We start from the raw sequence: 22,961 nt of genomic DNA, 5'->3' as shown, positions 1-22,961 counted from the left end.
CGATAAGTAAAATTTAGTATCACCCGACAAGTCAAAGCCGCTTTTAAGCAGCTTTGACTTGTTACATGTTTAGCGCATTTGCTGCCTTTATGGCTTAATGGTATGATAAAATTTATGTATAAGAGAGAGTCGGGAGAGTGATTGTCAGTGAGTAAGCGGGATTACTACGATGTGCTTGGTGTCGGTAAAGAGGCCTCGAAGGAAGAAATAAAAAAAGCATATCGCAAACTTGCGCGCCAATACCACCCAGATGTGAATAAGGCGGAAGATGCAGCCGATAAGTTCAAAGAGGCAAAAGAAGCCTATGAAGTACTCGGCAATGAACAAAAACGTACCCAGTATGATCAGTTTGGGCATGCCGGACCGCAGAGCCAAGGCTTCGGCGGAGCTGGAGCTCAAGATTTCGGCGGATTTGGCGACATATTCGATATGTTCTTCGGTGGCGGCGGACGCCGCAGTGATCCGAATGCGCCTCGTCAAGGTGCTGATTTACAATACACTATGACGCTTAGCTTTGAGGAAGCAATCTTCGGAAAAGAAACCGATATTGAGATTCCTAAAGAAGAGGAATGTGATACATGTCACGGTTCAGGAGCTAAACCAGGTACCAAGCCGAAGACTTGTACGCACTGTAACGGAAGCGGACAGCTTAATGTGGAACAAAATACACCATTTGGCCGTGTTGTGAACCGTCGTGTATGTAACACATGTAATGGAACAGGTAAAATAATTCCGGATAAGTGTAAGACATGCAGTGGTTCAGGACGAGTACGCAAACGCAACAAAATCCATATCAAAGTCCCAGCAGGTATCGACGATGGTCAGCAGATCCGTGTATCTGGTAAAGGAGAAGCCGGTGTTAATGGAGGGCCTCCAGGAGATCTTTATGTAGTTATTCAAGTCCGCAGTCATGAGTTCTTTGACCGGGAAGGCGACAATATTTATTGTGAAATGCCGATTACATTTGCTCAAGCAGCACTTGGTGATGAAATTGAAGTACCGACAGTTCATGGTGCAGTGAGTCTTAAAGTTCCAGCAGGTACTCAAACAGGCCGCACATTCCGCCTTAAAGGCAAAGGTTCGCCAAACGTACGCGGATATGGTCAAGGAGATCAGCATGTGAAAATTCGTGTTGTAACCCCAACGAATTTATCAGACCGTCAGAAGGAGCTATTGCGTGAGCTCAACGATATTAGCGGTAATGACCCAACTGATGAACAGCATGACAGCATTTTTACACGTATGAGACGTGCGTTCAAAGGTGAGTCTTAATAAAAGGAGTGACGTGTACGTGAAATGGGCGGAGCTGTGTATCCATACAACGAATGAAGCGATTGAGCCGATTTCTAATATCCTGCATGAAGCAGGTGCCAGTGGTGTTGTGATCCAAGATCCAGAAGATTTGGTTAAGGATCACAAAACAACTTTTGGTGAAATCTATGCGCTGGATCCAAATGATTACCCGGCAGAAGGCATCTTTGTGAAAGCATATTTGCCTCTTAACAGTTTCTTGAACGAATCTGTGAATGAGATCAAGTCTGCAATCACAAATCTAAAAGAATATCAGATTGACATCGGAGCAAACGAAGTATCAGTCAGTGAAGTGGATGAAGAAGATTGGTCTACAGCCTGGAAGAAATACTACAAACCAGTGAAGATCTCCGAAAAGTTCACTATCATACCAACTTGGGAAGAGTATACCCCGGTAGCAAGTGATGAAGTGATCATGGAACTTGATCCAGGCATGGCTTTTGGTACAGGAACTCACCCGACGACAGTACTAAGTGTACAGGCAATTGAGCGTTATATAAATAAAGGCGACATTGTTATTGATGTTGGTTCTGGTTCTGGTGTGCTGAGTATCGCTGCCGTACTGCTTGGTGCTGAGCATGTACATGCATTTGATTTAGATGATGTAGCTGTCAACAGTACCAAGATAAATGCAGAGCTGAATCAAGCAGCTGACCGTATTACGGCAAGTGCGAATAATTTGCTTGAAGGCGTTGAGGTTGAAGCGGATGTTATCGTATCAAATATCCTTGCTGAAATCATCCTGAAATTCACAGATGACGCATTTAAATTGATTAAACCAGGCGGTCTGTTCATTACGAGTGGCATTATCAGCCAGAAGAAAGGCGACGTTAAAGACGCCTTGATCGCATCTGGTTTCGATATTGTTGAAGTCAATGAAATGGAAGATTGGGTCGCCATCATTGCAAAGAAGAATTAAGGCAGAGGTGAGCGTATGCAGCGCTATTTCGTAGAACCTGCCAATTGGCAGGATAACCGAATTATATTGCGTGGACAGGATGCCCATCACATTATTCGCGTGATGCGGATGAAAACAGGTGAAACAATTATCTGTGTTCATCCGGATGGGCATGCAGCAAAATGTGAGATTGACGAATTGGCGTCAGATTATGTTGCTGTATCCGCAGTAGAAAAAGTCGATATGAATACGGAAATGCCAGTATCAGTGTCGATTGCCCAAGGACTTCCCAAGGGTGACAAACTGGAATGGATCGTGCAGAAGGGAACGGAATTGGGTGCAGCTGCATTTCTCCCTTTCCAAGCTGCTCGATCCGTTGTAAAATGGGACGAGAAAAAGAAGGACAAGAAGCGGCAGCGGCTCGAAAAGATTGCCAAAGAAGCTGCAGAGCAGTCCAGCCGCTTGATTATCCCAGCGATCGAAGATGTGCAATCCTTCCAAATGCTGCTTGATAGCAGCGATACATATAAGCACAAATTGTTCGCTTATGAAGAGGCGGCAAAAGGATTGAAGGCAGAGCCGCTTCGCTCTGTTTTCCAGCACATTTCACCATCAGATAATGTGCTTGTTGTAATCGGTCCAGAGGGCGGATTCAGTGAATCAGAAGCAGATGCGCTTCAAGATGCAGGCTTTGCACCTATCAGGCTCGGGCCTCGTATTTTACGCACGGAAACCGCACCATTGTATATGTTGGCTAGTCTATCGTACCATTTTGAAGAATGAGGTGTTTTACCATGCCTACAGTGGCATTCCACACATTAGGGTGTAAAGTAAACCATTATGAGACGGAAGGTATTTGGCAGAAGTTCAAAGCTCAGGGCTATGAAAGGGTGGATTTTGATCACCAGTCTGACGTGTATGTTGTCAACACATGCACCGTTACGAACACTGGGGATAAGAAAAGCCGCCAAGTCATCCGCCGGGCTGTACGAAAAAATCCTGAAGGTGTCATTTGTGTTACCGGTTGTTATGCGCAGACTTCACCTGGTGAGATCATGGAGATTCCGGGAGTGGACATCGTTGTAGGTACACAGGGCCGGGACAAGATGATTGAGCATATCGAGGAATTCAAGGTGAAGAAAGAGCCGATCAACGGAGTTTCCAACATCATGAAAAACCGTGTCTTCGAGGAAATGGATGTACCTGCATTTACTGACCGTACGCGTGCGTCATTGAAAATTCAGGAAGGCTGCAATAACTTCTGTACCTTCTGTATCATACCTTGGTCCCGCGGATTGCTGCGTTCTCGTAACCCGGAGGATGTCATGAAACAGGCCCAGCAGCTTGTGGATGCTGGATACAAGGAAATCGTCCTTACTGGAATCCATACCGCAGGATACGGTGAAGATATGCAGGATTACAATTTTGCGAAATTGCTCCGGGAATTGGAAAATAACGTTCGCGGATTGAAACGGATTCGTATTTCATCCATTGAAGCAAGTCAGATTACGGATGAAGTTATCCAAGTACTGGATGAATCTGAGAAGATCGTACGTCACTTGCATATTCCGCTTCAATCTGGTTCTGATTCCGTTTTGAAACGCATGCGCCGAAAATATTCTTCAGACTTCTATCGCAGCAAAATTGATAAAGTAAAGAAAGCTTTGCCTAACCTTGCCATTACGAGTGATGTAATTGTCGGATTCCCAGGTGAGACAGAAGAGGAATTCATGGAAACATATCGTTTCATCCAGGAAATCGGCTATAGCGAGCTTCACGTGTTCCCCTATTCTAAACGTACAGGAACGCCTGCTGCACGTATGACGGATCAAGTGGATGACGAGACAAAGAATGAGCGTGTCCATCGTCTTATTACTCTATCGGATCAGCAAGCGAAAGAATATGCTTCTCAGTTCGAAAATGAAGTTTTGGAAGTCATTCCGGAAGAACTTTATGATGAAAAAGAATCCGACACGTTATATGTTGGGTATACGGATAACTATTTGAAAGTGAAATTTGAAGCAACACCGGATATGGTTGGTAAGATTGTCCGAGTGAAGCTGACAAAAGCTGGCTATCCGTATAATGAAGGTCAATTCGTCCGGGTAATGGATGATGAGGAAGCAAGCGTAACTATCTAACTTGACTATAAAAGGAGTTATTTCTCTTGGAAAATATCGCTGCATATATTGATCACACACTACTAAAGCCGGATGCGACAAAGGAACAGATCGACGTGATTGTCCAGGAAGCGGCAACACACAAATTCGCTTCTGTCTGTGTTAATCCATACTGGGTTTCCCATTGTGCCCAGCAGCTGAAAGATACGGATGTAAAGGTTTGTACTGTCATTGGATTCCCGCTTGGCGCTTCGACTAGTGCCGTAAAAGCTTTGGAAACAAAGGATGCTATTGAAAAAGGTGCTGGTGAGATCGATATGGTCATCAACGTTGGTGCTTTGAAATCTGGCGACTTAGTGACAGTTGAGTCTGACATCCGTGCAGTTGTGGAAGCAGCAGCAGGTGTACTGACGAAAGTGATTATTGAGACATCCTTGCTGACTGAAGAAGAAAAAGTAACCGCTTGTGAGCTTGCTGTGAAAGCAGGAGCTGATTTCGTCAAGACATCTACTGGATTCTCCGGTGGCGGTGCGACAGTAGAAGATATTAAATTGATGCGTAAGACTGTTGGTCCGGACATCGGTGTAAAGGCTTCCGGTGGCGTACGTGATCGCGAAGCTACGCTTGCTATGATCGAAGCGGGCGCTACTCGTATCGGTGCCAGCGCGGGTGTTCAGATCATCGCAGGCGTTGCTGGAAGCAGCGATTACTAAGAACAATTGTGAAATGTGCATGAATCCTGCACCTTTCTATTGACCAGGATTTAGCATTATATTATAATGAGCAAAGACATATGCAGCAGTGCATATGAGTTAGCACATTGTTGTATGCTTCGGAGGGAGGGAAATTAGCATGTCAAACACTACTCGCGTTCGCAAAAACGAGTCTCTTGAAGATGCTCTTCGTCGCTTTAAGCGCACTGTTTCTAAAAGCGGTACTCTATCTGAATACCGTAAGCGTGAATTTTACGAAAAACCTAGTGTTCGTCGCAAGAAAAAATCTGAGGCGGCTAGAAAGCGTAAGTAAGCAAAGAGGGTGCAAAGAGATATGTCATTAACAGAACGTCTGAACCAGGATATGAAGACTGCAATGAAAGCAAGGGATAAGGAAACGCTCAGCGTAATCCGTATGGTGAAAGCTGCCCTGCAGAATGAAGCAATTCGTACTGGAAATGACACGCTGTCAGAAGATGAAGAACTTACCGTTTTATCTCGTGAGGTAAAACAACGAAAAGATTCCCTCCAAGAATTCCAAGAAGCTGGACGCGATGATCTTGCTCAGAAGCTTGAAGCTGAGCTTCAAGTTCTAAAAGATTATATGCCAGAACAGCTTTCGGAAGAAGAACTTGAAGACATTATTAAACAGACCATCACGGAGGTAGGAGCTACTTCCAAGAAAGACATGGGCTCAGTCATGAGCGCTGTTATGCCGAAAGTCAAAGGCAAAACCGATGGTTCTTTAGTTAATAAACTCGTGAATAAGCACTTGTCTTAACTGATAGTTATATGAATATCTAATGGAAATCCCAATCATTGAATGATTGGGATTTCTGCTTTTTTACGAAAGTTTATTTACATATGAAACCTTTTATTAATCCAAGCGTATAAGTTACTGTACATAACAACTGAAACGAAACCAGTCGGGGTCAGGAGGATTTCTATGCTGCAATATATCACGCTTCCAAGCCTTCAAACTGCGATGCACAGCTTCAGCGAAACAATGCAGACGTGGATCACTTCTCCAGTTCTTGTAACAATCCTGCTTTCTATAGCTTTTGCTGGATTGGCTGTCGAGATGTTCACGCCGGGTTTTGGAGCGGGCGGAATACTAGGGATCGCTGCTGGAGGGATCTTTCTGTACGGACACATTGCGGCAGGACTAGTGACAAATACGGATATTCTGCTTTTGACTGCAGCTATCATTTTACTTGTCTTGGAATTATTCGTACCTGGAGGCATAGTGGGCATACTTGGTATGATAGGGTTGCTTTGGGCGTTGTTCCGTATGTCGGCAGACAGAGCCGATATGATGATTAGCGTCAGTATTGCTTTTATTGTTACAATTGTAGCTGTCATCTATGTGATTCGTATCGTCGGTTTCGAAAAGGGTATGTTCAAGCCGATGATCCTCCAGGAAACTCTTAGGCCTGATACGCTTCCGATTTTAACGTCTATCATCGGGAAACGTGGTGTGGCAAAAACACCGCTGCGACCGTCAGGTGTCGCTGAAATCGAGAGCGGGGTAATGGATGTCATCACAGAGGGCAGGTATGTTGCTAAAGGGTCTGAAATAGTTGTTATCCGTACTGAAGGCAAGAAAATCATCGTCAGTCCTGTGACGAACAAGGAGGAAACAGAATGAATCAAGATATTATTGTACCGATTATTATTGCTGCAGTCATTTTGATTGCTTTGATTATCCTATTTACTTTCGTACCAGTTGCATTGTGGATCAGTGCTCTGGCAGCAGGTGTCCGTATCAGCATCTTCACATTGGTAGGGATGCGTTTAAGACGTGTTATCCCATCACGCGTCATCAATCCATTGATTAAAGCCCACAAAGCAGGCTTGAAGGTCGATACAAACCAGCTGGAGAGTCATTATCTGGCAGGCGGTAATGTCGACCGTGTCGTCAATGCACTTATTGCGGCACACCGTGCGAATATCGAATTGCCATTTGAACGCTCAGCAGCAATCGATCTTGCTGGTCGTGATGTATTGGAAGCTGTACAAATGAGTGTAAACCCGAAAGTAATAGAAACACCGTTCATTTCAGGTGTGGCGATTGATGGTATCGAAGTGAAGGCGAAAGCTCGTATAACCGTGCGTGCCAATATCGACCGACTTGTGGGTGGTGCCGGAGAGGATACCATCATTGCACGTGTAGGGGAAGGTATTGTCAGTACCATCGGTAGCTCCAAAAACCATAAGAATGTATTGGAAAACCCAGACAAAATCTCACACAATGTGTTGGAGCGTGGTTTGGACTCCGGTACGGCATTTGAAATTCTGTCCATCGATATCGCAGACATTGATATCGGTAAAAACATCGGGGCGATGCTTCAAACGGATCAGGCGGAGGCAGATAAGAATATCGCCCAAGCCAAAGCTGAGGAACGTCGTGCGATGGCTGTAGCACAAGAGCAGGAAAACTTAGCGCGCGTACAAGAAATGCGTGCGAAGGTAGTAGAAGCAGAAGCAGAAGTCCCGCTTGCGCTTGCTGAGGCACTGCGTTCAGGTAATATGGGCGTAATGGATTATATGAACTATCAGAACATCAATGCAGATACAACGATGCGCGATAGCATTGGAGACTTATCTAATGGTGAAGAGGAAGAACGTTAAGATATAGAAAGGTGGCAGGTGCATGTTTGATATGTTGCAATTTCTCGTGCCGTTAGCAATTGCTGCCATTGCTTTCTTTTTTAACGCAGCAGCCAAAAAAGGGGATAAAGAAAATAACGATCCCCGACGGACGCAGCCTCCGGTCAAGAACTGGCAGGAGAAGCAGCCGCGCACAAACAAAGAACAGCGTCAGCAGAAGCAAGTAAAGGCACCAGAACTAATTCAAGCGGAGCAAAAGGCCGATGAATTTAGAAAGCAGGCAACTGAGGCAATTCAACAAGTTGTGGAAGTACGTAGTGCCTCTTCTGTCCGTCAGGGTAAAAAAGGTCAACAGATAACCAAGCCAATCAGGCTGAAACGGCTGACCAGCAAACAATTAGCGGAACAAGTGCTCTGGTCGGAGATACTCGGAGAACCACGTGCAAAGAAACCGCATCGTACTTTCAACAAGCGAGTCCAATAATGGACTCGCTTTTTTTCGTTCATCAGTCTGTTCTTACTTCACCCTTCGCATCATAGAATGTGCAGAGGGGAGCTGGTGGAAATGAAAAAATGGCAGCAGCGGATCGGAAATTGGTTCACCGAGCATTTGGATATGCCTGCTGATGTGGTGCTTGAACTCCCTCGCATTACGACGATTGGCCATTTTCATGCCTATATCGAAAATCACAGAGGTCTCGTGCTATTTTCGGATAACGAACTTAGGCTGCGGCTTAACACAGGTTTTCTTCGTATAACAGGGGAATCCTTCGTATTGAAAGTCATGCTGCCAGAGGAGATTCTGCTCGAAGGCAAAATGAAGGAATTTAAATTCATTGATTCATAAGGCAAGCGGATCAGGGAGGTAAGTATGAAAAAGCACACACAGGATATTTATTTTACTGGATATGTGACCGTTCTGATTAAAGGCGACAGACCGGAGCTTTTTTTCAATCAGCTTGTGCAGGAGAAAGTCTTAGTCTGGGATATCATCAAAAAGGACAGCCAGACATGTGAAGCGAAAATCAGGAAACAGGATATAAGTAAGCTTCGCATGCAGCGAAGAGGGACAGGCTACAAAATACAGTTTCGCAGCAAGCATGGATTTCCTTTCCTCTTCACTGCATTACTGCATAAGAAACCGTTGCTGCTGGGTATTGCCATCAGTATACTGTCCATCTTTTTCCTGTCAAATACAGTATGGAAAATTGAAGTAAGAGGCGTAAGTCCGGAATTGGAACACCAAATTGAAACGCGGCTGGACGAATATGGGGTACGCTTAGGTGCATTCAAGCTGACTCTGGGTGCTCCAGTCGATATTCAACAGCGTCTTTTACAGGATATTCCGGATCTTCTCTGGATAGGAGTGCAAGAGAAAGGGACAACCTATTCATTGGAAGGTGTGCCGAAAACAATTGTAAAAGAAGAGGAACAGCCAGGCCCCCGTCACCTTGTCGCGAAGAAAAAAGGTGTTATCGTCGATATGTTTGTATCAGAGGGAGTAGCGCAAGTTGGGGTACATGATTATGTAGAGCCTGGAGATGTGCTCGTTTCTGGTTTAATCGGCAATGAACCACCTCCTGTAAACAAGGATGAAAAGGATAAGACAGAGCAAAAGGATACACGGAAGCATGTTGCAGCAACCGGTAATGTCATCGCTAGGACGTGGTATAATGTGTCTGCAGAAGTTCCGCTTGAAGAAACATATACCGTTCTCAGTGGTAAACAGGACAATAAATATGCGATTCAGTTCGGAGACAGCTTCCAGCTGCCAATTTGGGGGTTCGGAGAAACTGAGTTCAAGGATTCCCAAGAACAGACATCTGTCCGTCATCTCCGGTTCCTTCGCTGGGAGTTGCCGATCGGAATGAGGAAGACGACCGAATATGAGCGGGTTACTAAACAAGTGAAGCGGACAAAAGAAGAAGCAACTGCACAGGCTGAAAAATTGGCTAAACAGGATTTACAGCTCCAAGTTGGTGCTGATGCTGACATTATTTCTCAAAAAATTTTACATGAGACTATCGAGAATGGTAAAGTTAAATTAATCTTATACTTTCAAGTAAATGAAGATATTGCAACATCTCAACCTATATCTCAAGGAGATTGATTATGCCTGAAGACGTAAAACGTGTGAACCTGCAATTAAAAGATACCAATGAAACATTAGCTCTGTTCGGCACGGAAGATCGCAATCTAAAGCAAATAGAAGAACATTTCCGTGTATCCATTGTTACACGAGGGGAAGAAGTTCGCGTAACTGGTCCAGAAGAAGAAGTCCGGACTACAGAGGAGCTGCTGCAAGCGTTGGCTGCTGTCATTCGACGTGGCATTCCAATCGGAGAACGTGATGTGGTATACGCTATTGAATTAGCCAAAAAAGATAAGTTGGATCAATTCGAAACATTATTTGACGATGAAATAACGAAAAATGCAAAAGGTAAATCAATCCGGGTCAAAACGCTTGGTCAGCGGAATTATATCAATGGCATCAAGTCCAATGACTTGGTTTTCGGTATCGGGCCTGCCGGTACAGGTAAAACCTATCTGGCAGTCGTTATGGCCGTAAATGCCTTGAAAAAAGGTATTGTCAAGCGCATCATCCTGACACGGCCAGCAGTGGAAGCGGGCGAAAGCCTCGGATTCTTGCCTGGTGATTTGAAGGAGAAGGTGGATCCGTATCTGCGCCCGTTATACGACGCCTTACATGATGTTCTCGGTTTAGAACAGACGACCCGCTTAATTGAGCGTGGTACGATAGAGATCGCTCCGTTGGCTTATATGCGTGGGCGTACACTGGATGATGCTTTTGTTATCCTAGACGAAGCACAGAACACGACAAACGCACAGATGAAGATGTTTCTTACCAGACTCGGTTTCGGATCCAAGATGGTCATCACCGGCGATTTGACTCAGATTGACTTACCAAAAGGTGCCCTATCTGGTCTGCGTTCTATTGAAACAAAGCTGAGTAATGTAAAAGGTATCTATTTCACGTACTTAAAACAAACAGACGTAGTGCGCCACCCGCTCGTGCAGCGGATTATCGAAGCATACGAATCAGAGTAAAAGGACAGGGCCCGGCTTCGGGTCTTTTTCGGTTCAAGCGGATAGGAGGGTAGAGTGTGGCTAGAAAGAAGTTCAAGGACCTGTTTAGAAGGAATTCTAGAGCTGGCGAACGTGCATTCATCCTGATAGGAGCAGTATTGCTAGGTTGCTTCCTCTTCATTACGACAGCTTCTAATGTGACGACAAAGAATTATGACGTCCAGATTTATGATGCGGCAAATGAAACGATTCGTTCGCCGATTACGATCGAGAATGAAGCCCAAACGGAAAGACAAAGGCAGGAAGCCAGCCAGCAAATAGATGACCGTTACACAGTATCATCTGAAATTACCGAAGCGAAAACAGATGCAGTAGAAGAGATTTTTACTGCAATCGAACAAGCAGATGATGCCGATCAACCTATCGATCAAAGGGTCGAGTCAGTCAAAAATCTGCTTTCTGTATCTGTTAAGGAAGATTTGACGGATAGACAGTTGGAACAGTTAATCCAAATACCATCAGACGAACGGGAAATTAGTGAAAAAGTATTTGTTGATACCATGACTGGATATCTTGAAGATGGGGTAAAACGGGATGAGGTACAGCAGACGCAGGAAGAGATGGGAGAAAGAATTGATTATGCGGATGTGTCCGATGGAGCCAAGCAAGCGCTCCGTTCGCTGACTAGCTTTGCCATTGTTCAAAATGCATCCTTTGACGCGCCGGATACAGCTTCAGCAAGAGCAGAAGCCCAGCAGAGTGTGGCACCTGTCATGATTCGTGCAGGCCAAATCATCGTTCAAGAAGGTCAGACGATCACGAACGATGTATATGAAGAACTGGAGCTCGTAGGTCTTTTAAGCAATACAAGGAATGTCCTGCCGCTTGTTGGTCTGGTGCTATTTATGTCTCTCTTAGTCGGTGTTTTAGCATATGAAACAATACATACATTAAAAAAACAGACTAGGCCGAGTAAGTCTGTCCTGATGTTTTCGTTTTTGCTTACTTGTATGTCTGTTCTATTATTGAAGTTAATCAGTGCCCTTGGAACAACAGATCAGCATTATTATTTGCTGCTTCCTGCTGCATTTGCGGCAGTTTTATTCCGGCATCTGCTTAGCGAACGGTTCGCTATCGGATATTCAATCGTGTACAGTATATTGGCTGGAATCATCTTGAATGATGAAATACCTGGATCTTTGAATATGGAGGCAACACTTTACTTCTTGTTCGCCCAGCTCGCAGCGGTCTATTCGATTCGAAATGTAAAGGATAAGACGGCGATGGCAAAAGCGCTGCTATTGCTGGCAATTGTGCAAGTAATTAGTGTATTGTTATTCTTATTCTTTGCATTTGAAAAATATGCTTGGGAATCGGTGTTACTTTATGTTGGTTTTGCCGTCTTGTCTGCTATATTGACAGTCATACTTGTAGCAGGTATTCTGCCGTTTGTCGAAGCTGGATTTGGTGTACTTTCCGAAACGAAGCTTTTGGAATTATCGAAACCAAACCACCCGCTGCTGAAAAAAATCCTTACTGATGCACCTGGGACATATCATCACAGCATTATGGTAGCCAATTTGTGTGAAGCTGCATGCGAAGCAATCGGAGCAGACGGACTGCTCGCCAGAGTCGGTGCATATTACCACGATCTTGGCAAAACACGGCAACCGCAGCTTTTCATTGAGAACCAAATGGGTCGAAACAATCCGCATGACAAGCTATCACCGCGGCAAAGTGCAGAAATCATCATCCGCCATCCATATGATGGAGCACAAATGCTGCAAAACAACCATTTTCCAAAAGAAATTGTCGATATGGCCAAACAGCATCATGGCACATCGCTTTTGAAGTTTTTTTACTACAAGGAAAAGGAATATAATAAAGAAGTAAAGGAAGAAACTTACCGTTATCCTGGTCCAAGACCGTCTACACAAGAGGCCGCGGTCCTATTGATTTGTGATTCTGTTGAAGCGGCGGTTCGTTCCATGAAAGAGCCGACTCAGGAAAAAATCAGCAGCTTGGTAGACAGTATCATCAAGGATAAGCTGATGGATGGACAACTGGATTGTGCACCGTTAACTTTGCAGGATTTGCAAGTAATCAAAGAAGCGATTTGTCAGGCTCTTACGGGAATATTTCATTCCCGTATCGAATACCCGGATGAAGAGAAAGTGAAGGAGGCAAACTAATGCATATTGATTTTCATGATAAAACAAATAGCGTGACAGCAGATTACGTTGATCTGATTGATCGACTGATCCAATACGCTGCAGATGCAGAAGAAATAACAGAGGAAGCGGAGATGTCCATCACTTTTGTGGACAATACTGAAATACAGATAATCAACCGTAATTATCGACAAAAGGATGCGCCGACAGACGTCATATCCTTCGCCATGCAAGAAGAAGGGGAAGGGGAACAGCAAATCATCGGAGAAGAAATTCCCATTGTTTACGGTGATATCATTATCTCTGTCGACAAAGCCAAGGAACAGGCAGAAGAGTATGAGCATAGCGTAGAGAGAGAGCTTGGATTCCTAGCTCTGCATGGCTTCCTGCATCTCTTAGGATATGATCATATGAATGACGCAGATGAGAAGAAGATGTTCGGTCGACAAGAGGAGATTTTGAATGGCTTCGGACTCAAACGGGAAGAAAACTAAATCCGGCATCGGATTTCGCTATGCGTGGAATGGGTTACGCTGGACTTTCCTTGAGGAGAGGAACTTCCGCATCCATACGATCGCAGCAATAATTGCGCTAGCAACAGGTGTGATTTTTCGAATCGACCCGGCAGAATGGGCGGCTGTCCTTTTAAGTATTGGGTTCGTCATTGTGACGGAAATGATCAATACAGTCGTCGAGCTCATGATGGACCATCTTTCGCCTGAGCAAAGCAAGGCAGCAGGTCTCATCAAAGATATTGCAGCAGGTGCTGTCCTCATTGCAGCCATCACTGCTATTTGTGTCGGTATGGTCGTTTTCGTTCCAGAAATCATTTCTGTACTGTGAGGAAAACCGTCCATGTAGATGGGCGGTTTTTTCTTGGTTTAGTTTGGCGACTAGCTGCGAGAGCCAGGGACTGCGCCGTAAGCGATTAATCCCGCCATGGGGAAAACACCCACTCTGGGCCTTCTCACTTACTTCTCCGTCCCTAACCGGCTCTCTCCGCTTTTGGTTTTCGGCTAGCTGCGGGAACCAGAAACTACGTTGTAAGCAATTAATCCCGTCGTGGGGAAAACACCCACTCTGGGCTTCCTTGCTTACCACTCCGTTTCTAACCGGTCTTCTACGCTTTTGGTTTGTCGTCTAGCTCCGAAGACCAGAAACTGCGTTGTAAGCGATAAGTCCCTGCGGAAGGAAAGTTCACCTTCCTCCGGGCCTTCTCACTTACCTCTTCGTTTCTAACTGGTCTTCTACGCTTTTGGTTTTCGGCTAGCTGCGGGAACCAGAAACTATGTTGTAAGCAATTAATCCCGCCGTGGGGAAAACACCCACTCTGGGCTTTCTTGCTTACCACTCCGTTTCTAACGGTTCCCTCCGCTTTTGGTTTTTTTTAACCCCTTTTGTCGAATGGATGAAGTGGCGGGGGATTTGTAGTAAGATAGAGATACAACATTTTTATAGTACTTGATGTTTTTGTCGTACTAGTACTTGGAGGAATATAACAGCATGCAGAAAGAATTTCGTTCAGGTTTCATTTCCATTATCGGGCGACCGAATGTTGGGAAATCAACTTTATTAAATCGTTTTGTCGGTCAGAAGATCTCTATTATGAGTGATAAGCCGCAGACAACGCGTAATCGGATTCAAGGAGTACTCACACAGGATGATGCACAGTTCATCTTTATTGATACTCCTGGTATTCACAAACCGAAGCATAAGCTCGGAGACTTTATGGTAAAGACTGCAGAGAATACAATGAATGAAGTGGACGCTGTCATGTTCATGGTGAATGCAGAGGAGGGCTATGGCAGAGGGGATCAATTCATCCTCGAACGTCTGCAGAGAGTCGAAGGCCCAGTTTTCCTAGTCTTGAATAAAATTGATAAGATCCATCCGGATAAGCTGCTCGAACTTATCGAGCTGTATAAGGACAAGTTGGACTTCACTGAAATTGTTCCAATTAGTGCACTGGAAGGTAATAATACGGCTCATTTACTTGAAACATTAAAAGGTTATCTGCCTGAGGGGCCACAATATTACCCGGAAGACCAAGTGACGGATCACCCGGAGCGCTTCGTTGTAAGTGAGCTCATTCGCGAGAAGGTACTGCATTTGACGCGGGAAGAAATACCGCATTCAATTGCAGTTGTCATCGAAGCAATCGAGAATCGCTATAGTACGACGGAGAAAGTATTCATCCAGGCGACAATTATCACGGAACGTAAATCCCAAAAAGGAATCATTATCGGCAAACAGGGCAGTATGCTCAAACAAGTCGGGAAGCTGGCGCGTAGAGATATAGAGATGCTGCTTGGCAGTAAGGTGTTTCTCGAGCTTTGGGTTAAAGTGCAGCCTGATTGGCGAAATAAGCAGGCGCAACTCAATGATTACGGTTTCAGTCGTGAAGAATATTGATACCTGGTAATATTTAAAGCACATGGATTGAGGAGTAGGTGTCATCCTAACTAGGAGAATGTTTTGTATGTTCATTTCTTAAAAAAAGCATAGAAAGGTGGACTTCCTGTGATTGATTTCCATTGGCAAATCTTTAGCAAGACCGGGAGTATCGAAACCTACTTATTGATGAAAGAAATTGAAACAATGTACAATTCACTAATACCTCCGGAGCGAGATAACATTATTGAGCTCCCAAGTTATAGACTTCAATCTAAAATGTAAGCAACAGGAGTGGGGAGAGAGCGTTGCTCCAAAATGTAGAAGGAATAATCCTGCGCACACAGGATTATGGGGAAACACATAAGATCATAACAATCTTCACGGAAGATCGCGGAAAGATCGCCGTAATGGCCAGAGGTGCAAAGAAACCGAAAAGTAGGATGGCTGCCATCGCACAGCCATTCATCTTTGGATCATTCCTAGTACAGATTGGTTCCGGTATGGGAGCCATGCAGCAAGGAGAACCTCTCCAAAGCTTCAGGTCGATCCGTGAAGATATCATCAAAACAGCTTATGCGTCCTATATAGCGGAAATGACAGATAAGCTGACAGATAATAATAAGCCTGACCCTGATTTATTCCGTCAGCTGCTTCAAGTGATGGAATGGATCAATGATGGGAAAGATGCGGACGTTTTGCGCATAATCTATGAATTAAAGATGTTCCGCCGTGGAGGTTTCGCACCTACAGTACATCAATGCGTTAATTGCGGAAATACGGAGTTGCCTTACCGGTTTTCCGTACCGGAAGGCGGTATGCTTTGCAGACGCTGTATGCATCTCGATCCAGATGCATATGTATTATCAGAAAAAGTTACAAAGCTATTGCAGCTATTTTCGAGTATTGATATCTCCCGGATAGGCAATATTTCAGTTAAGCCAGAAACGAAACGACTTTTGAACGAGCTGCTTGATACTTATTATGACCGGTACGGAGGGTATTTCCTGAAAAGCAAGAAGTTCCTTGCTCAATTGGATAAACTTCAATAAGGTTTGTTGACAATTAGTATGGCATTTTAGTATGATAGTTACAAAATCGACGGCTTGCGTTGAAGAAGAGTAGTATCCATCTGGTACTTTGCGTAGCGAATCTGGGATAGTGGGAGCCAGAACAAAGGAAGACGGAGAAGGCGCTTTGGAGCAAAAGGAAAAAAAGAGTGGCTTCCATTTGGGAGCAATTAGGGTGGAACCGCGGTAATCCCGTCCCTATGCTGTTTAGGCAGCATAGGGACGGGATTTTTCTTTGTCCATCCTGACGTTGATGAAAAGAAGATGGAGGGAATCCGATGAATATCCAAAATATGATTTTGACGTTACAGAAGCATTGGTCAGACCAGGGCTGTCTATTGATGCAAGCATATGACGTAGAAAAAGGGGCAGGAACAATGAGCCCTATGACTTTATTGCGCAGTCTTGGTCCTGAGCCGTGGAACGTGGCCTATGTAGAGCCTTCTCGACGACCAGCCGATGGCCGATACGGGGAAAACCCAAACCGTTTATACCAGCACCATCAATTCCAGGTGATCATGAAACCTTCACCAGACAACATCCAGGAACTCTATTTGGAATCACTTCGCAAACTGGGCATTGATCCATTGAAGCATGATATCCGATTTGTTGAGGATAACTGGGAGAACCCGACACTTGGTGCTGCTGGACTTGGCTGGGAGGTTTGGCTTGATGGTATGGAAATAACACAGTTCACTTATTTCCAGCAAATCGGCGGCTTGGAAGCAAAACCTGTTTCAGTCGAAATTACATATGGTCTGGAACGACTTGCTTCCTACATTCAAGATAAAGAAAATGTTTTCGAGCTCGAATGGACAGATGGCGTTACTGTAGCGGATATCTTCAAGCAGCCGGAATTTGAGCATAGCACGTATACATTTAAAGAATCTGATACAGACATGCTGTTCCAACTGTTTGATATGTATGAAAAAGAAGCGAAACGAATCATGGATGAAGGACTCGTCTTCCCTGCGTATGATTACGTGCTGAAATGTTCCCACACATTCAATTTGCTTGATGCCAAAGGTGCCATCTCAGTTACTGAGCGAACTGGTTATATCGGCAGAGTGCGGAATTTGGCAAGATCAATTGCGAAGAGCTATGTAGCAGAACGGGAACGACTTGGTTTCCCAATGCTGAAAGAAGGAGCGGATGAGCATGCAGAATAAGGATGTACTTTTTGAAATTGGTTTAGAGGAAATGCCGGCGCGTTTTTTGCCCGGCACTATTGAGCAGTTGGAATCCAAAACGACAGCATGGCTGAATGAGCTAGGCCTCTCCTTTGAAAAGGTACTTGTACAAGCTACACCGAGACGTGTTGCTGTTACAATTCTTTCACTTTCCGACAAGCAGCCTGACATTGAAGATGAAGTAAAAGGACCTGCACTTCGAATTGCAAAAGATGAAGCAGGACAATGGTCGAAGGCAGCGCAAGGTTTCACGCGCGGTCAAGGTGCTGCAGTTGAGGATATCTACACGAAAGATGTGGATGGCACAGAATATATTTATGTGAAAAAGTTTGTCAAAGGTCAGCACGCAGTAGACTTGCTTCCATCATTCAAAGATGTGCTGCTCAGCTTGCATTTTCCGAAGAATATGCGTTGGGGATCCGGCAACCTGCGATATGCACGACCGATTCGCTGGATCGTTGCATTGTACGATGAAGCTGTCATTCCTATGGAGATAGCGGGAACAGAATCTTCAAATCTTACTTATGGTCATCGATTCCTTGGAAAAACGGCTACAATCGAAAATCCTGCTGCATATGCTTCTGTACTCGAAGAGCAATTTGTCATCGTAGACCAGAAGAAACGTCAACAGATGATCATCGATGGTATTCGTCAATTGGAAACAGTGAACGGCTGGCATATTCCAATCGATGAAGATCTTTTGGAGGAAGTGCTGTATTTGGTGGAATACCCAACTGTATTCCATGGTGATTTTGCTGCCAGCTTCTTGGATCTACCGCAAGAGGTGCTGATTACGAGCATGAAAGAACATCAGCGTTACTTCCCGGTAACAGATCCTTCTGGTCAGCTGCTGCCACATTTCATCGGTGTGCGAAACGGTAACAGCGATCACTTGGAAAACGTTGCTCGCGGTAACGAGAAGGTGCTTCGTGCCAGACTCCAAGATGCAGAATTCTTCTATGCTGAGGATAAAGCGCAGCCGATAGAGAAAGCACAAGAAAAACTGTCTAAAATGGTTTATCAAGTGGAACTCGGTACCTTGCAGGATAAAGTGGACCGTGTGACGAAAATTGCGAAGATGATTAGTGAAGCTGCAGTTATCGATCAGGAAACTGCTGCTCGAGCAGAGCGCGCAGCAAGCATAGCCAAGTTCGACCTTGTGACGAATATGGTAAACGAATTCACTGAATTGCAAGGTATTATGGGTGAGAAATATGCACGCCACTTCGGCGAATCAGACAGTGTTGCCCAAGCAATTCGCGAACAGTATATGCCGCTTTCCTCCCACGGAGCGCTTCCTGAATCTGTAGAAGGTACAATTGTCAGCATTGCCGATAAACTGGACACAATCGTAGGAAGCATGGTCATCGGAAATGTTCCGACTGGTTCCCAGGATCCTTATGGTTTGCGGCGTCAGGCAATTGGTATCATCCAAATGCTGCAGAAGACAGACTGGCAGATCACAGTAGAGGAAATCGTCAATGGTACCGTTGAATTGTTCGAGCAGCAAGCATTGCCGACAGTTGAAAGAGATACCTATACAGAAGATATTCGCAATTTCTTCAAACAGCGTGCTTCTCAATTGCTGAAAGAAGAAGGCATCTCTCATGATGTAGTGGAGGCAGTTCTTTCTGTACAAATCGGTAACTATCCGTATACACTTGCTAAAGCGAAAACATTGCAAGTATTGCGTCAAGATGAGAACTTCAAACCAGTTCAGGAAGCATTGGGACGCGTCATTAACCTTGCTAAAAAAGGTGCGGATCATGGGGTAGAAGAAGCATTGTTCGAAAATGAATACGAACAGCAGCTCTACAGCATGCTCAACCAAAAGAAAACAGCTTATATGGAGGCTGCAAGCAACCGTCAAGCAAAAGAAGCTTTGGATACATTGGCGGCGTTCGCTGACACTATCCATGCTTTCTTCGACCATACAATGGTCATGGCAGAGGATGAAAAATTGAAAACGAACCGCTTATCATTATTGAACCAATTGGCTGCACTGATTCTCAGCTATGCAGACGTAACAAAAGTACAGTGGAAACAGGTCCAATGAGGGCAGTTCTTGGATAGAGGTGATGAACATGGATTTGTCTAAAAGACAACAGCAGATTATCGCGATAGTGAAAGAAGCGGGTCCGATAACAGGTGAACAGATCGCGGAGCGGCTTAATCTGACACGGGCGACTTTGCGTCCTGATTTGGCAATCCTTACAATGGTAGGGTTCCTGGATGCAAGACCGCGTGTTGGTTACTTCTATACAGGTAAGACAGGTTCAGAGATCATTACAGAAAAACTGATGAAATACAAAGTGGAGACCTTCCAATCGATGCCGATTGTCGTCAAAGAGGACGATTCAGCTTACGATGCGATAAGTGCAATGTTCCTTAGTGATGTCGGAACACTTTTTGCAGTTGATCAAGATAATAATCTCGTTGGAGTTGTTTCTCGTAAGGATTTACTGCGAGCAAGTATCGGCAATCAGGGGCTGCAGGATATTCCGGTTCACATCATTATGACGAGGATGCCGAATGTTGCTGTTTGTTATCCGGATGAATTGTTGGTGGAAGCAGCCAATCGGTTGATTGATAAACAAATCGATAGTCTGCCGGTCATAGAAAGATCCAATGAGACTGGCGCAAAAGTAGTTGGGCGTATTACAAAGACAACGATCACGAAGGCTTTCGTAGAACTTGCTCGAAATGAACTTATGTAAATATATCCAGGAGGGGAACCGATGGAGAAACCAATCGTCTACGTTGTATCAGATTCTGTAGGGGAAACAGCAGAGCTCGTTGTAAAAGCAGCATTAAGTCAGTACAATTTGGAAGAGCCGTTTGCTTTACAGCGTGTTCCTTATGTAGAGAACACTTCTATATTGGAAGAAACACTAAAGCAAGCAAGCGACCGTCCATCAATTATTGCCTTCACAATGGTTAATCCGGATTTCCGGTCTTTCCTTACTAGCGAAGCACAAAGACAAGGTATACCTTGCATCGACTTGATGGGGCCGCTTATGGATGCGATGGCAGATATGTTCCATCAAAAGCCAAAACTGCAGCCGGGCCTTGTCCATCGTCTGGATGAAGATTATTTCCGAAGAATCGAAGCAATTGAATTTGCAGTCCGTTATGACGATGGGCGTGATCCACGCGGTATTGCCCGGGCTGATATTGTACTCATTGGTGTATCACGCACATCCAAAACACCATTATCCCAATATTTGGCGCATAAACGTCTAAAAGTCGCCAATGTCCCGATTGTTCCGGAAGTAGATCCGCCTCGGGAACTTTTCCAAGTGGATCCTGCCAAATGCATAGGTCTTCGCATCAGTCCTGAGAAGCTTAATGATATCCGTAAGGAACGACTGAAAGCACTTGGTCTTGGGGATCAAGCGAGCTATGCCAATATCGATCGGATCAACCATGAATTGGAACATTTTGATAAAATTGCCGAACGAATTGGCTGTCGTGTGATTGATGTTTCCAATAAAGCAGTTGAAGAAACTGCAAATAGTATCTTGACTGTTCTCAACCAACAGGATTAAGTTAGTACAAAGTTAGTGTTAAGATTCTGTTTATCATGTTGACGGTCCTTCGGTAGAATCTTTACGATAAAAACAGAAGAGGTGACAGCAGATATCTGTTGTTACCTCTTCTATTTCGTAAAATGATGTCTACAAGGAGACCTAACATGAAAAAACAACAGCAGATCCAATCTATTTATTTGATGCGGCTCTTGGCAATGTCACTTGTCGTGCTTGTCCATGTGACGGGCGCGTATGCTACTGTTCTGCCGTTTGCAGGCGATGCGTACGAAAAATATCATTTTCTTAACCGAATCATCCGGATAGAAGCAGGCTTGTTCATAGCAATTACCGGCCTTGTTTTCTTTTATCAATACAAACACAAAAATCTGACTAAGTCCTTATGGAAAGACTACTACAAGAAGCGAGTCAGCTTCATCCTGATTCCTTACATCATTTGGGCAATTGTATACGAGCTGCATAAGGCGATTCTAGGTTTTGGAGATCTTCAGCCAGCAGCGATTGCCAAGCGGATATTCTTTGGAGAAAGCTATTATCAGCTGCACTTTATATCTCTTATCGTCCAAATTTACTTAGTACTGCCTTTGCTCATTTGGGTGGATCATAAAGTACCCATCTTCAGAAAATATATGTTTGTATTCGGGGGCATACTGCAGCTTGGATACATTGCGCTGCAGACATATCTGCCGTTCAGCCCGTTTCCGTTATTCCTGCAATTGATGGGGACTTTATTGCTCGGTGGATGGATAGGCATACATTATGATAGGGAAAAAGCGAAAAGCAAACGCTGGTCGACCTGGGCATGGTTGCTAATCAGTAGCATAGCAGGATCAGCCATCGCGATTTATTATTACCTTTCTGGAACTCTAGGTGTCTTCGAGTGGAACAACATTCTGTATGAGAGTGTGAATTATGTCTTCCTTATAACAGGTTGTTACAGCATTTTCCGATTCGCCGAAGCTGTTGCAGACAAGCTTTCGACATCGACACTAGCCAGATTACAGCAAATTGCGAGTTATTCCTTCGGTTACTATCTGCTGCATCCGCTCATTCTGGATTATGTAACAAGAACAATACCTGCATACAGCAACTATTTATTTCATGTCCAAATACTGCTGCGCTATCTTGTTGTAATGGGAGTTTGTTTTTTGATCATCTATCTTTTTCATCGCTATGTGCCTTTTGCTTCGTTATTATTCGGTAAATTACCGAATAACAGCAGTCTGCTGAAGCATTCCAAGGCATCCTGAACGTCAGTTAAAATAATGGCTTTTTTAAATACTTTGTATTATAATTAGTTTTTGTGAAAAAATGTTGTTAGTATTAAAAATGTTTAAATGGTAACCCTTGAGGTAAAAAGGTTTATAAAAATTTTACGAAAAAGGAAGGATTCCGCATTTTATTGTAGAATTAGTGAGACATGAAATCACATAACCCTATTGTCTATGTGGATGCAGATAGCTGTCCTGTCAAGCAGGAGATTGTTTCTGCATGTGCAGCCTATCACGTTCCTGTCCGATTCATAACCACAATTAATCATCTGAGCAGTGATTCAGATGATTCCTGGGTGGTTCTTGATCCTGTGGATCAGGCAGTGGATTGGTATATTCTGAATCACATTACGCCTGGAGCTTGTGTTGTAACACAAGACCTTGCATTGGCTACTTTGCTCACAGCTAATGACGTAACAGTTATCACACCTCGCGGAGAGCTGATTACGGATGCCGATGCCGATGAGATACTTCTAAGAAAGCACATGCGAATCCAAAATCAACGACAGGGCAAACGAATTAAGGGACCTTCCAAGCTGACAGCTGCCGACAGAAGAAGATTCCTTACTATTTTTTCGTCTTATTGTCGAAAAATGCAGGAATCAGACGAAAGTTGTTGA

The 22,961-nt window shown here is 44.4% G+C and carries 25 protein-coding genes; all 25 read left to right on the top strand.

Annotated elements, in window-relative coordinates; all coding sequences use genetic code 11:
* Positions 1-147 precede the first annotated feature (147 nt).
* The 25 genes from dnaJ (at position 148) to CHH48_RS04380 (ending at position 22,961) form a co-directional block, all read left to right on the top strand.
* Complete coding sequence (gene dnaJ / locus CHH48_RS04500) at positions 148-1,272, top strand: molecular chaperone DnaJ (protein ID WP_095218139.1); 1,125 nt, start codon at positions 148-150, stop codon at positions 1,270-1,272.
* 19 nt (positions 1,273-1,291) lie between these two features.
* On the top strand, positions 1,292-2,230 hold the full coding sequence (gene prmA, locus CHH48_RS04495; protein ID WP_095218138.1) for a 50S ribosomal protein L11 methyltransferase: 939 nt from the start codon (positions 1,292-1,294) through the stop codon (positions 2,228-2,230).
* Between the two features lie 15 nt (positions 2,231-2,245).
* Positions 2,246-2,992: a 16S rRNA (uracil(1498)-N(3))-methyltransferase gene (locus CHH48_RS04490; protein WP_095218137.1), complete on the top strand. Its 747-nt coding sequence runs from the start codon at positions 2,246-2,248 to the stop codon at positions 2,990-2,992.
* Between the two features lie 11 nt (positions 2,993-3,003).
* Positions 3,004-4,350 (top strand): tRNA (N(6)-L-threonylcarbamoyladenosine(37)-C(2))-methylthiotransferase MtaB, encoded by a 1,347-nt coding sequence (gene mtaB, locus CHH48_RS04485; protein ID WP_095218136.1) that lies wholly within the window; start codon positions 3,004-3,006, stop codon positions 4,348-4,350.
* 26 nt (positions 4,351-4,376) lie between these two features.
* Positions 4,377-5,042 carry a deoxyribose-phosphate aldolase gene (deoC, locus tag CHH48_RS04480; RefSeq protein ID WP_095218135.1) on the top strand — a complete coding sequence of 222 codons (666 nt, stop codon included), beginning with the start codon at positions 4,377-4,379 and terminating at the stop codon, positions 5,040-5,042.
* A gap of 139 nt (positions 5,043-5,181) precedes the next feature.
* Positions 5,182-5,355, top strand: a complete 174-nt coding sequence (gene rpsU / locus CHH48_RS04475) for a 30S ribosomal protein S21 (RefSeq protein ID WP_077308578.1) — start codon at positions 5,182-5,184, stop codon at positions 5,353-5,355.
* Between the two features lie 21 nt (positions 5,356-5,376).
* A complete protein-coding gene (locus CHH48_RS04470; RefSeq protein WP_038561434.1) occupies positions 5,377-5,823 on the top strand; it encodes a GatB/YqeY domain-containing protein in 447 nt (148 codons plus the stop codon).
* A 165-nt stretch (positions 5,824-5,988) separates the two neighbouring features.
* Entirely contained in the window at positions 5,989-6,690 is a 702-nt protein-coding gene (locus CHH48_RS04465) for an NfeD family protein (RefSeq protein WP_095218134.1), read from the top strand.
* Complete coding sequence (floA, locus tag CHH48_RS04460) at positions 6,687-7,673, top strand: flotillin-like protein FloA (RefSeq protein WP_095218133.1); 987 nt, start codon at positions 6,687-6,689, stop codon at positions 7,671-7,673. Before CHH48_RS04465 ends, floA begins: the two co-directional genes overlap by 4 nt.
* A 22-nt stretch (positions 7,674-7,695) precedes the next feature.
* Positions 7,696-8,136 carry a hypothetical protein gene (locus tag CHH48_RS04455; protein WP_095218132.1) on the top strand — a complete coding sequence of 147 codons (441 nt, stop codon included), beginning with the start codon at positions 7,696-7,698 and terminating at the stop codon, positions 8,134-8,136.
* Between the two features lie 81 nt (positions 8,137-8,217).
* The gene (yqfC, locus tag CHH48_RS04450) at positions 8,218-8,499 is read left to right on the top strand and encodes a sporulation protein YqfC (protein ID WP_038561424.1); all 282 of its coding nucleotides are present in this window, start codon (positions 8,218-8,220) and stop codon (positions 8,497-8,499) included.
* Positions 8,500-8,523: 24 nt separating this feature from the next.
* Positions 8,524-9,762: a sporulation protein YqfD gene (gene yqfD / locus CHH48_RS04445; RefSeq protein ID WP_095218131.1), complete on the top strand. Its 1,239-nt coding sequence runs from the start codon at positions 8,524-8,526 to the stop codon at positions 9,760-9,762.
* 2 nt (positions 9,763-9,764) lie between these two features.
* Positions 9,765-10,721 carry a PhoH family protein gene (locus CHH48_RS04440; protein ID WP_038561419.1) on the top strand — a complete coding sequence of 319 codons (957 nt, stop codon included), beginning with the start codon at positions 9,765-9,767 and terminating at the stop codon, positions 10,719-10,721.
* A 56-nt stretch (positions 10,722-10,777) separates the two neighbouring features.
* On the top strand, positions 10,778-12,892 hold the full coding sequence (locus CHH48_RS04435; protein ID WP_095218130.1) for an HD family phosphohydrolase: 2,115 nt from the start codon (positions 10,778-10,780) through the stop codon (positions 12,890-12,892).
* A complete protein-coding gene (gene ybeY / locus CHH48_RS04430; RefSeq protein ID WP_095218129.1) occupies positions 12,892-13,365 on the top strand; it encodes an rRNA maturation RNase YbeY in 474 nt (157 codons plus the stop codon). Before CHH48_RS04435 ends, ybeY begins: the two co-directional genes overlap by 1 nt.
* On the top strand, positions 13,334-13,714 hold the full coding sequence (locus CHH48_RS04425; protein ID WP_095218128.1) for a diacylglycerol kinase family protein: 381 nt from the start codon (positions 13,334-13,336) through the stop codon (positions 13,712-13,714). The genes ybeY and CHH48_RS04425 overlap by 32 nt, the downstream gene beginning before the upstream one ends.
* A 660-nt stretch (positions 13,715-14,374) precedes the next feature.
* Positions 14,375-15,283, top strand: coding sequence for a GTPase Era (era, locus tag CHH48_RS04420; RefSeq protein ID WP_095218127.1), 909 nt, complete (start codon positions 14,375-14,377; stop codon positions 15,281-15,283).
* Positions 15,284-15,391: 108 nt separating this feature from the next.
* Positions 15,392-15,547: a YqzL family protein gene (locus CHH48_RS20010; protein ID WP_095218126.1), complete on the top strand. Its 156-nt coding sequence runs from the start codon at positions 15,392-15,394 to the stop codon at positions 15,545-15,547.
* A gap of 23 nt (positions 15,548-15,570) precedes the next feature.
* Complete coding sequence (gene recO, locus CHH48_RS04410) at positions 15,571-16,314, top strand: DNA repair protein RecO (protein ID WP_095218125.1); 744 nt, start codon at positions 15,571-15,573, stop codon at positions 16,312-16,314.
* A 296-nt stretch (positions 16,315-16,610) separates the two neighbouring features.
* Entirely contained in the window at positions 16,611-17,501 is an 891-nt protein-coding gene (glyQ, locus tag CHH48_RS04405; RefSeq protein ID WP_095218124.1) for a glycine--tRNA ligase subunit alpha, read from the top strand.
* A complete protein-coding gene (gene glyS, locus CHH48_RS04400) occupies positions 17,491-19,578 on the top strand; it encodes a glycine--tRNA ligase subunit beta (RefSeq protein WP_095218123.1) in 2,088 nt (695 codons plus the stop codon). The genes glyQ and glyS overlap by 11 nt, the downstream gene beginning before the upstream one ends.
* A 28-nt stretch (positions 19,579-19,606) precedes the next feature.
* On the top strand, positions 19,607-20,239 hold the full coding sequence (locus tag CHH48_RS04395) for a helix-turn-helix transcriptional regulator (protein ID WP_095218122.1): 633 nt from the start codon (positions 19,607-19,609) through the stop codon (positions 20,237-20,239).
* Positions 20,240-20,260: 21 nt separating this feature from the next.
* Positions 20,261-21,070, top strand: coding sequence for a pyruvate, water dikinase regulatory protein (locus CHH48_RS04390; protein WP_095218121.1), 810 nt, complete (start codon positions 20,261-20,263; stop codon positions 21,068-21,070).
* Between the two features lie 146 nt (positions 21,071-21,216).
* The gene (locus CHH48_RS04385) at positions 21,217-22,320 is read left to right on the top strand and encodes an acyltransferase (protein WP_095218120.1); all 1,104 of its coding nucleotides are present in this window, start codon (positions 21,217-21,219) and stop codon (positions 22,318-22,320) included.
* Between the two features lie 170 nt (positions 22,321-22,490).
* Entirely contained in the window at positions 22,491-22,961 is a 471-nt protein-coding gene (locus CHH48_RS04380; protein ID WP_095218119.1) for a YaiI/YqxD family protein, read from the top strand.

This window comes from Terribacillus saccharophilus, assembly GCF_002272075.1.
GTDB lineage: Bacteria > Bacillota > Bacilli > Bacillales > Amphibacillaceae > Terribacillus > Terribacillus saccharophilus_A.
This window is presented reverse-complemented; position numbering and strand designations above follow the sequence as displayed.

Excerpts from the sequence above, each read along its gene's own strand:
- CHH48_RS04490 (WP_095218137.1), top strand. The coding sequence starts at position 2,246 with ATGCAGCGCTATTTCGTAGAACCTGCCAATTGGCAGGATAACCGAATT.
- mtaB (WP_095218136.1), top strand. The coding sequence starts at position 3,004 with ATGCCTACAGTGGCATTCCACACATTAGGGTGTAAAGTAAACCATTAT.
- rpsU (WP_077308578.1), top strand. The coding sequence starts at position 5,182 with ATGTCAAACACTACTCGCGTTCGCAAAAACGAGTCTCTTGAAGATGCT.
- CHH48_RS04470 (WP_038561434.1), top strand. The coding sequence starts at position 5,377 with ATGTCATTAACAGAACGTCTGAACCAGGATATGAAGACTGCAATGAAA.
- CHH48_RS04465 (WP_095218134.1), top strand. The coding sequence starts at position 5,989 with ATGCTGCAATATATCACGCTTCCAAGCCTTCAAACTGCGATGCACAGC.
- floA (WP_095218133.1), top strand. The coding sequence starts at position 6,687 with ATGAATCAAGATATTATTGTACCGATTATTATTGCTGCAGTCATTTTG.
- CHH48_RS04455 (WP_095218132.1), top strand. The coding sequence starts at position 7,696 with ATGTTTGATATGTTGCAATTTCTCGTGCCGTTAGCAATTGCTGCCATT.
- yqfC (WP_038561424.1), top strand. The coding sequence starts at position 8,218 with ATGAAAAAATGGCAGCAGCGGATCGGAAATTGGTTCACCGAGCATTTG.
- yqfD (WP_095218131.1), top strand. The coding sequence starts at position 8,524 with ATGAAAAAGCACACACAGGATATTTATTTTACTGGATATGTGACCGTT.
- CHH48_RS04440 (WP_038561419.1), top strand. The coding sequence starts at position 9,765 with ATGCCTGAAGACGTAAAACGTGTGAACCTGCAATTAAAAGATACCAAT.
- ybeY (WP_095218129.1), top strand. The coding sequence starts at position 12,892 with ATGCATATTGATTTTCATGATAAAACAAATAGCGTGACAGCAGATTAC.
- CHH48_RS04425 (WP_095218128.1), top strand. The coding sequence starts at position 13,334 with ATGGCTTCGGACTCAAACGGGAAGAAAACTAAATCCGGCATCGGATTT.
- era (WP_095218127.1), top strand. The coding sequence starts at position 14,375 with ATGCAGAAAGAATTTCGTTCAGGTTTCATTTCCATTATCGGGCGACCG.
- glyQ (WP_095218124.1), top strand. The coding sequence starts at position 16,611 with ATGAATATCCAAAATATGATTTTGACGTTACAGAAGCATTGGTCAGAC.
- glyS (WP_095218123.1), top strand. The coding sequence starts at position 17,491 with ATGCAGAATAAGGATGTACTTTTTGAAATTGGTTTAGAGGAAATGCCG.
- CHH48_RS04395 (WP_095218122.1), top strand. The coding sequence starts at position 19,607 with ATGGATTTGTCTAAAAGACAACAGCAGATTATCGCGATAGTGAAAGAA.
- CHH48_RS04390 (WP_095218121.1), top strand. The coding sequence starts at position 20,261 with ATGGAGAAACCAATCGTCTACGTTGTATCAGATTCTGTAGGGGAAACA.
- CHH48_RS04385 (WP_095218120.1), top strand. The coding sequence starts at position 21,217 with ATGAAAAAACAACAGCAGATCCAATCTATTTATTTGATGCGGCTCTTG.
- CHH48_RS04380 (WP_095218119.1), top strand. The coding sequence starts at position 22,491 with ATGAAATCACATAACCCTATTGTCTATGTGGATGCAGATAGCTGTCCT.